Raw genomic sequence first — 8,340 nt, 5'->3', positions numbered from 1 at the left:
CTCCTCGGCTGCCGGTGTGTTCGGTGGTGCCGGTCAGGCGAACTATGCGGCCGCGAATGTGTTCCTGGATGCTCTGGCTCAGCACCGTACGGCGCGTGGCCTTGCTGCCACTTCCCTCGCCTGGGGTCTGTGGGCCGAAGCGTCGGCCATGACAGGCGAGCTGGGTGAGACGGATCGTGATCGTCTCGGCCGTGGTGGTGTCAGTGCGCTCTCCGCGGAGGAGGGCGTGGCACTGTTCGACGCCGCGTCCGCGTCCGAGCAGGCGCTGTTCGTCCCCGTAAAGCTCGATCTCGCTGCCCTCCGTGCCCAGGCAAGCAGTGGTGGCATGCTCCCGCCGCTGCTCAGCGGCCTCGTCCGTACTCCCACCCGCCGCGCCGCAGGCACCGCCGCCGCCGGAGCATCCGCACCGGCGGAACGCCTCGCCGGACTGTCGGTAGCCGAACAGACGGCGCACGTGCTGGACTTGGTCCGTACGCAGGTCGCCACGGTCCTCGGATACGCCGAGCCGGGGGCGGTCGAGACGGACCGCTCGTTCCGCGAGCTGGGCTTCGACTCGCTGACCGCCGTCGAGCTGCGCAACCTGCTCGGCGCGGCGACGGGGCTGCGCCTCCCCGCCACGCTCGTCTTCGACTACCCGAACTCGGCGGTCCTGGCCGACCACCTGCGGTCAGAGCTGGTCGGAGCCGCGCCCGAGGCACCGGCTCCGGTCGCCCTCGCGGCCCGGGACGACGAGCCCATCGCGATCGTGGGCCTCGGCTGCCGCTACCCCGGCGGCGTGGAGAGCCCGGACGACCTCTGGCGGATGGTCCTGGAAGGCCGGGACGCCATCTCGGAGTTCCCGGACGACCGGGGCTGGGACGTGGACGCGTTGTTCGACGCCGACCCCGACCAGCAGGGCACGAGTTACGCCCGCGAGGGCGGCTTCGTCCGCGACGCCGGCCACTTCGACCCGGCGTTCTTCGGGATCTCGCCGCGCGAGGCCGTTGCAATGGACCCGCAACAGCGCCTGCTCCTCGAAACCTCGTGGGAGGCGTTCGAGCGGGCGGGCATCGACCCGGCGGCTCTGCGCGGCAGCCGGACCGGCGTCTTCGCGGGCGTCATGTACCACGACTACGCCTCCCGGCTCACCACGCTCCCCGAGGGTGTCGAGGGCTTCCTCGGCACGGGCAATGCGGCGAGTGTCATCTCCGGTCGGCTGTCGTACGCCTTCGGCCTCGAAGGCCCGGCGGTCACCGTCGACACGGCCTGCTCGTCCTCATTGGTCGCTCTCCACCTCGCGGTGCAGGCGCTCCGCAATGGCGAGTGCTCCCTTGCTCTCGCGGGCGGTGTGACGGTCATGGCGACCCCCGCTCCCTTCGTGGAGTTCAGTCGCCAGCGCGGGCTCGCGGCCGACGGCCGGTGCAAGGCGTTCTCGGCCGACGCCGATGGCACGGGCTGGTCCGAGGGCGCGGGTGTCCTGCTGGTGGAGCGGCTCGCCGACGCACAGCGCAACGGTCACCCGGTTCTTGCGGTGGTCCGTGGCTCGGCGATCAACCAGGACGGCGCCAGCAACGGTCTGACCGCTCCCAACGGGCCTTCCCAGCAGCGGGTGATCCGCCAGGCTCTGGCCAGTGCGGGGCTGTCGGCCGCCGAGGTCGATGTCGTGGAGGCGCACGGCACCGGCACCACTCTGGGTGACCCGATCGAGGCGCAGGCCCTGCTCGCGACCTACGGTCAGGAGCACGCCGACGAGCAGCCGCTGCTGCTCGGCTCGATCAAGTCGAACATGGGACACACACAGGCCGCTGCCGGTGTCGCGGGGATCATCAAGATGGTCCAGGCGATGCGCCACGGTGTCGTCCCCCAGACGCTCCACGTGGACGAGCCGACCCCGCACGTCGACTGGTCGGCGGGGGCGGTCACGCTCCTCGGTTCGGCCACCGCCTGGCCCGAGACGGGCCGTCCGCGCCGCGCGGCGGTCTCGTCCTTCGGCTTCAGTGGCACCAACGCGCACGCCATCATCGAGCAGGCCCCCGAGCCCGTGGAGCCGCTCGACGCGCGACCGGAGCCCGCTCGCGCTCCCGCGAGTCTGCCGTGGCTTCTTTCGGCGAAGGGCACGGACGCCCTGCGCGACCAGGCCGCCCGGCTGCGGGCGCACATGATCGCGCACCCCGGACTGTCCCTCGCCGACACCGGCTACGCCCTGGCCACGAGCAGGACTGCGCTCGACCGCCGGGCCGCCGTGGTCGCCGGGGACCGCGAAGAGTTCCTCGCGGGTCTCGCGGCGCTCGCCGAGGGCGCCACGGCGGCCAACCTGACGGAGGGATCCCCGGCCGGCGGCAAGCTCGCGTTCCTGTTCACCGGGCAGGGCAGCCAGCGCCTCGGCATGGGCCGGGAGCTGTACGCCACCTATCCCGTGTTCGCGCAGGCTCTGGACTCCATCTGGGACAAGCTCGACCCACGACTTGAAGTACCGCTGAAGGACGCGCTGTTCGGGTCCGACCCGGATCTGCTCGACCGGACCGCGTACACCCAGCCCGCCCTTTTCGCCATCGAGGTGGCGCTGTTCCGCCTGGTCGAGTCGTGGGGCCTGAAGCCGGACTTCCTGGCCGGTCACTCCATCGGTGAGATCGCCGCAGCCCATGTGGCCGGCGTGCTCTCCCTCGACGACGCCTGCACCCTCGTCGCCGCCCGCGGCCGACTCATGCAGGCGCTGCCCACCGGCGGCGTGATGATCGCGGTGGAGGCCGCCGAGGCGGAGATCACCCCGCTGCTCACCGACCGCGTGAGCATCGCCGCGATCAACGGCGCCCAGGCCGTGGTCATCGCGGGCGACGAGGACGCGGCGGTCGCGATCGCCGAGGCGGTCGAGGCCCGGGGCGGCAGGACCAAGCGCCTGACTGTCAGTCACGCGTTCCATTCGCCGCACATGGACGGCATGCTCGACGCCTTCCGGAAGGTCGCCGAGGGACTCTCGTACGAGTCTCCTCGTATCCCGGTGGTCTCGAACCTCACCGGGACCCTGGTCACCGGCGAGATGGACTCGGCGGACTTCTGGGTACGGCACGTCCGCGAGGCGGTCCGCTTCCTGGACGGCATCCGCACACTGGAGGACGCGGGCGTCACCACGTACATCGAACTCGGCCCCGGCGGCGTCCTCTCCGCGATGGCGCAGTCGTGCGTCACGCGCGACGACGCGGCTTTCGTCCCGGCCCTGCGCGCGGACCGTTCCGAAGAGGAGACGGTCACCTCGGCCGTGGCCCAGGCACACCTGCGCGGGATCACCGTCGACTGGGAGATGTACTACTCCGGCACCGGCGCCCGGCGCGTCGACCTGCCGACGTACGCCTTCCAGCGGCAGCGCTACTGGCTGGAGGCGCCCGCCCACGCCCCGAGCGGGGACGTGACGTCCGCGGGGCTCGGCTCCGCCGGGCATCCGCTTCTCGGCGCGGCGGTCGAGCTGCCCGACTCGGACGGGTTCCTCTTCACCGGGCGGCTCTCCCTGCGCACGCACCCCTGGCTGGCCGATCACAGGGTGGGCGGCACCGTCCTGCTGCCGGGCGCTGCACTTGTGGAGCTGGCCGTGCGCGCCGGCGACCACGCAGGCTGCGATCTGCTGGAGGACCTCACGCTGGAGGCTCCGCTGGTGCTGCCCGAAGCAGGCGGGGTGCAGCTGCGGCTCGCCGTGGCGGAGCCCGACGCGTCGGGACGGCGGGTGTTCCACGTTTACACGCGTCCGGAGGAGGCCGCGTTCGCGGAGCCCTGGACCCGGCACGCGGGCGGTGTCCTGGCGGTCGCGGGCGAGGCAGCCGGGACAGTTGCGGCAGAGACCGAGGCGCAGCCCGAGTGGCCCCCGGCCGGAGCCGTCCCCTGCGCCGTGGAGGATCTGTACCCGTCGTTCGATGCCATCGGTCTCGGATACGGTCCGGCGTTCCGCAATCTGCGGCTCGCCTGGCGGCGCGGCGACGAGGTGTTCGCCGAGGTCGCCCTCGCCGAGGACCGGCGGCCGGAAGGCGCCCTGTACGGGCTCCACCCGGCGCTGCTCGACGCCGCCCTGCACGCGGTCGGCCTCGGGGACTTCTTCCCCGACGGGCCCGAGGGGGCCAGGCTGCCGTTCTCGTGGGAGGGTGTGCGGCTGCACGCCGTGGGAGCGGCGGCGCTGCGGGTGCGGATGGCACTGGCCGGCCAGGACGCGATCGCGCTGACCGTCGCGGACGAGACAGGGCAGCCGGTTCTCACGGTCGACTCGCTCGTCCTGCGTCCGATGGCTGTCGACGCGTTCGGCAGCGGCGGGCCGGGCTCCGTGCGCGATGCGCTGTTCCAGGTCGACTGGCCCGTGCTGTCGCTGCCCGAGGTGCAGCGGCCCCCGGGCGGGCGCTGGGCCCTGCTGGGTGGCGACCCGCTGAAGCTGGGTGCCGCGCTGGAGCGCACCGGGGTCCTGGAGCGGGCCGCAGCGTTCGGCGCGGCCCCCGAGGACACCGCGACCTCCGAGGACACGGGCGGGCACCACCCCGGCCTGTCCGCGCTCGGAGACGCGGTCGACCTGGCCGAGGCACTCGGGGAGCCCGCGCCGGAGACGGTCCTCGTCTCCCTGGCACCCGAGCTCAGCACGGCGGGCGGCCTCGCGTCGGCCGCCCACTCCGCTGCCGTGGACGCGCTGGAGCTGATCCAGTCCTGGCTGGCGGACGCGCGGTTCGCCGGTGCACGGCTGGCGGTCGTCACACGTGGCGCCGTCGCGACGGACCCCGACGAGGACGTGGAGGACCTGGCGCACGCGGCGGTGTGGGGCCTGGTGCGCTCCGCGCAGGCCGAGCACCCCGGCCGACTGGTCCTGGTCGACCTCGACGCCGAGGACGACTCGTACCGGGCGCTGCCCGCCGCGCTCGACACCGACGAGACCCAACTCGCCGTACGCGACGGGGTCGTCCTGGCTCCCCGTCTGGCGCGGGCGGTCATCGCCCCGGCAGCGGACGACACGGCCTCGGACCGTGGCCTGGACCCGGAGGGCACCGTCCTCGTCACGGGCGCCAGCGGCACCCTGGGCGGACTGCTCGCCCGGCACCTGGTCGCGGAGCACGGCGTACGGCATCTGCTGCTCACCAGCCGCCGGGGCGCCGCCGCGGGCGGCGCCGAGCAACTTGCCGAAGAACTGACCGCGTCGGGTGCGCAGGTCACCTGGGCGGCGTGCGACGCGGCCGACCGGGACGCGGTGGCCGCGCTGCTGGAGTCCGTACCCACGGCGCATCCGCTGACGGCCGTCGTGCACACCGCCGGTGTGCTGGACGACGGCACGGTCGAGTCGCTGACCGCCGCGCGGATGGAGAAGGTGCTGCGGCCCAAGGTCGACGCCGCGTGGAACCTGCACGAGCTGACCCACGGACTCGATCTGGCCGCGTTCGTCCTGTTCTCCTCCGCGGCCGGCGTGTTCGGCAACGCCGGGCAGGCCAACTACGCGGCGGGTAACACCTTCCTGGACGCCCTCGCCCAGCACCGCCGGGCCCAGGGCTTCACGGCGGTCTCGCTGGCCTGGGGTCTGTGGGACGACGAGGCGGGTATGGCCGCCACGCTCCACGACCACGACCGGCGACGGCTGAGCCGGGGCAGCATGAACCCGCTGTCGGCGGCCGAGGGGCTTGCGCTCTTCGACGCCGCACTGCCGGGCAGTGCACCCTCCGGCGCTGTGCCCGAGGACGCGCGGACCGCGAGCGTGCTCGTGCCCGCGCGGCTCGACCTGGCCGTACTCCAGGCCCAAGTGGGCGATGTTGTACCGCCGTTGCTGCGCGGCCTGCTCCGTACCCCGGTACGGCGCAGGGCGGGCGGAGCGGCGGCGGACGGTCCGGACTCGCTCGCGCAGCGGCTCGCCCAACTGCCGCCCGCGGAACGGGACCGGGTGTTGCTGGACCTGGTCTGCACCCAGGTGGCCCAGGTGCTGGGACACAGCGGCGCGGCCGCCATCGAACCGGGCAGCGCCTTCAAGGAGCTCGGCTTCGACTCGCTGACCGCGGTCGAGCTGCGCAACCGGCTCGGCGCGGCGACGGGGCTGCGCCTCCCCGCCACGCTCATCTTCGACTACCCGACCCCCGAAGCGCTGAGCGGACATCTGCGCTCCACGCTGCCCCTCGACGACGACGGGCCGTCCGTCTTCGGCGAACTCGACCGGCTGGAGGCCGCCCTGGGCGCGGCGGACGCGGACAGCGTCACGCGCTCGCGGATCACCATGCGCCTCCAGGCCCTCATGACCAAGTGGACCGACGCACAGGACGCGAACGGTGCCGGCACGGACGGGGACGTCGACGACGACGACCTCGAAACGGCGACCGACGACGAGCTCTTCGATCTGCTCGACGACGAGCTCGGCGCTTCCTGAGAAGCCGCGCGGAACGCCTCCCCGCCCACCTTCCCGGGCGGGGGCGCGCCCGCCCGGCACCACCGCAACAGGCCACGGGGACCCGCACGCCGGGCCCCCGTGGCCCCCAGACGACCGACCGTACAACCGCCTCTCTGGCATGGAGCCCACGCAATGGTGAACGAGGACAAGCTTCGCGACTACCTCAAGCGGGCGACCGCCGATCTGCGCCAGGCCCGCAGGCGGCTGCGCGAGGTCGAGGAGAAGAACCAGGAGCCCATCGCCATCGTCGCGATGAGCTGCCGCTACCCCGGGGGCGTCCGTACCCCCGAGGACCTGTGGCGGCTCGTCGAGAACGGCGACGACGCCGTCTCCGGCTTCCCCGTCGACCGCGGCTGGGACGTGGAGTCGCTCTACGACGCCGACCCCGACAGCGCCGGATCCAGCTACGTCAGCGAGGGCGGCTTCCTCTACGACGCCGCCCGTTTCGACCCCGCCCCTTTCGGGATCTCGCCGCGCGAGGCGCTGGCGATGGACCCGCAGCAACGGCTGCTTCTCGAAGCGTCGTGGGAGGCGTTCGAGCGGGCCGGAATCGACCCGTCGTCCGTGCGCGGCAGCCGGACGGCCGTGTTCGCCGGTGTGATGTACCACGACTACACCGCGCGCCTCGACTCCGTGCCCGAGGGCGTCGAGGGCTTCCTCGGCACCGGCAGCTCCGGAAGCATCGCCTCGGGCCGTGTGGCCTACACCTTCGGTCTGGAGGGCCCGGCGGTCACGGTCGACACGGCGTGCTCGTCCTCGCTCGTCACCCTGCACCTGGCCGTCCAGGCGCTGCGGGCCGGTGAGTGCTCGCTGGCGCTTGCGGGCGGTGTCACCGTGATGGCGACCCCCGCGACCTTCACCGAGTTCAGCCGGCAGCGCGGCCTGGCGCCGGACGGGCGCTGCAAGCCCTTCGCGGCCGCCGCGGACGGTACGGGCTGGGGCGAAGGCGTCGGCATGCTGCTCGTCGAGCGACTTTCGGACGCGCAGCGCAACGGTCATCCGGTGCTTGCGGTGGTGCGTGGTTCGGCGATCAACCAGGACGGTGCGAGCAACGGTCTGACGGCTCCGAACGGTCCGTCGCAGCAGCGCGTCATCCACCAGGCGCTCACCAACGCCCGTCTGTCGGCCGCCGATGTGGACGTCGTGGAGGCGCACGGTACGGGTACGACACTCGGCGACCCGATCGAGGCGCAGGCCCTGCTCGCGACCTACGGTCAGGACCGGCCGGCCGATCGGCCGCTGCTGCTCGGCTCCATCAAGTCCAACATCGGTCACACACAGGCGGCGGCGGGTGTCGCGGGCATCATCAAGATGGTCGAAGCGATGCGCCACGGCGTGGTGCCCAAGACCCTCCACCTCGATGAGCCGACCCCGCACGTGGACTGGGAGGCGGGGGCCGTCTCCCTGATCGGCGAGACGATCGCCTGGCCGGAGACCGGTGAACTCCGTCGTGCGGGTGTGTCGTCCTTCGGGTTCAGTGGGACGAATGCGCATGTGATTGTGGAGCAGGCTCCGGGGGTTGAGGAGTCGGGGGAGTCTGCTGGGCCTGTGGTGTCTGATGGTCTTGCTGTGGTGCCGTGGGTGTTGTCGGGTAAGAGTGCGGGTGCGTTGCGGGCGCAGGCGGAGCGGTTGTCGGGGTGGCTTGCGGCTGCTCCGGCGGCTGGTGATTCGGCTGTGGATCCGTTGGATGTGGGTTGGTCGTTGGCGTCGTCGCGTGCGGGGTTGGATCACCGGGCGCTGGTGCTGGGTGATCATGTGGCGGGTGTGGCGGCGGTGGCGTCGGGTGGGCTTGCCGCGCAGGTGGTGACGGGCGCTGTCGTGGGTGGCAAGACGGCGTTCGTGTTCCCCGGTCAGGGCTCGCAGTGGGTGGGTATGGCAGAGGCGCTGTTGGACGCTTCACCCGTGTTCGCTGCCCGGGTGGATGAGTGTGCGAAGGCGCTGGAGCCCTTCACCGACTGGTCGCTGCGCGATGT

Annotated in this window: 2 protein-coding genes; both read left to right on the top strand. The window is 72.6% G+C overall.

Features of this window, described 5'->3' with window-relative positions:
• On the top strand, positions 1 to 6,346 hold a 6,346-nt coding region (locus AB0D12_RS40650), incomplete at its 5' end, for an SDR family NAD(P)-dependent oxidoreductase (protein ID WP_362694980.1).
• A 153-nt stretch (positions 6,347 to 6,499) separates the two neighbouring features.
• Positions 6,500 to 8,340: type I polyketide synthase (locus AB0D12_RS40645; protein WP_362694977.1), on the top strand; the 1,841-nt coding region annotated here is incomplete at its 3' end.

It is taken from the genome of Streptomyces sp. NPDC048479 (genome assembly GCF_040651435.1).
Lineage (GTDB): Bacteria > Actinomycetota > Actinomycetes > Streptomycetales > Streptomycetaceae > Streptomyces.
Note: the sequence above shows the minus strand (reverse complement) of the source record. Positions and strands in the feature narration are given on the sequence as shown.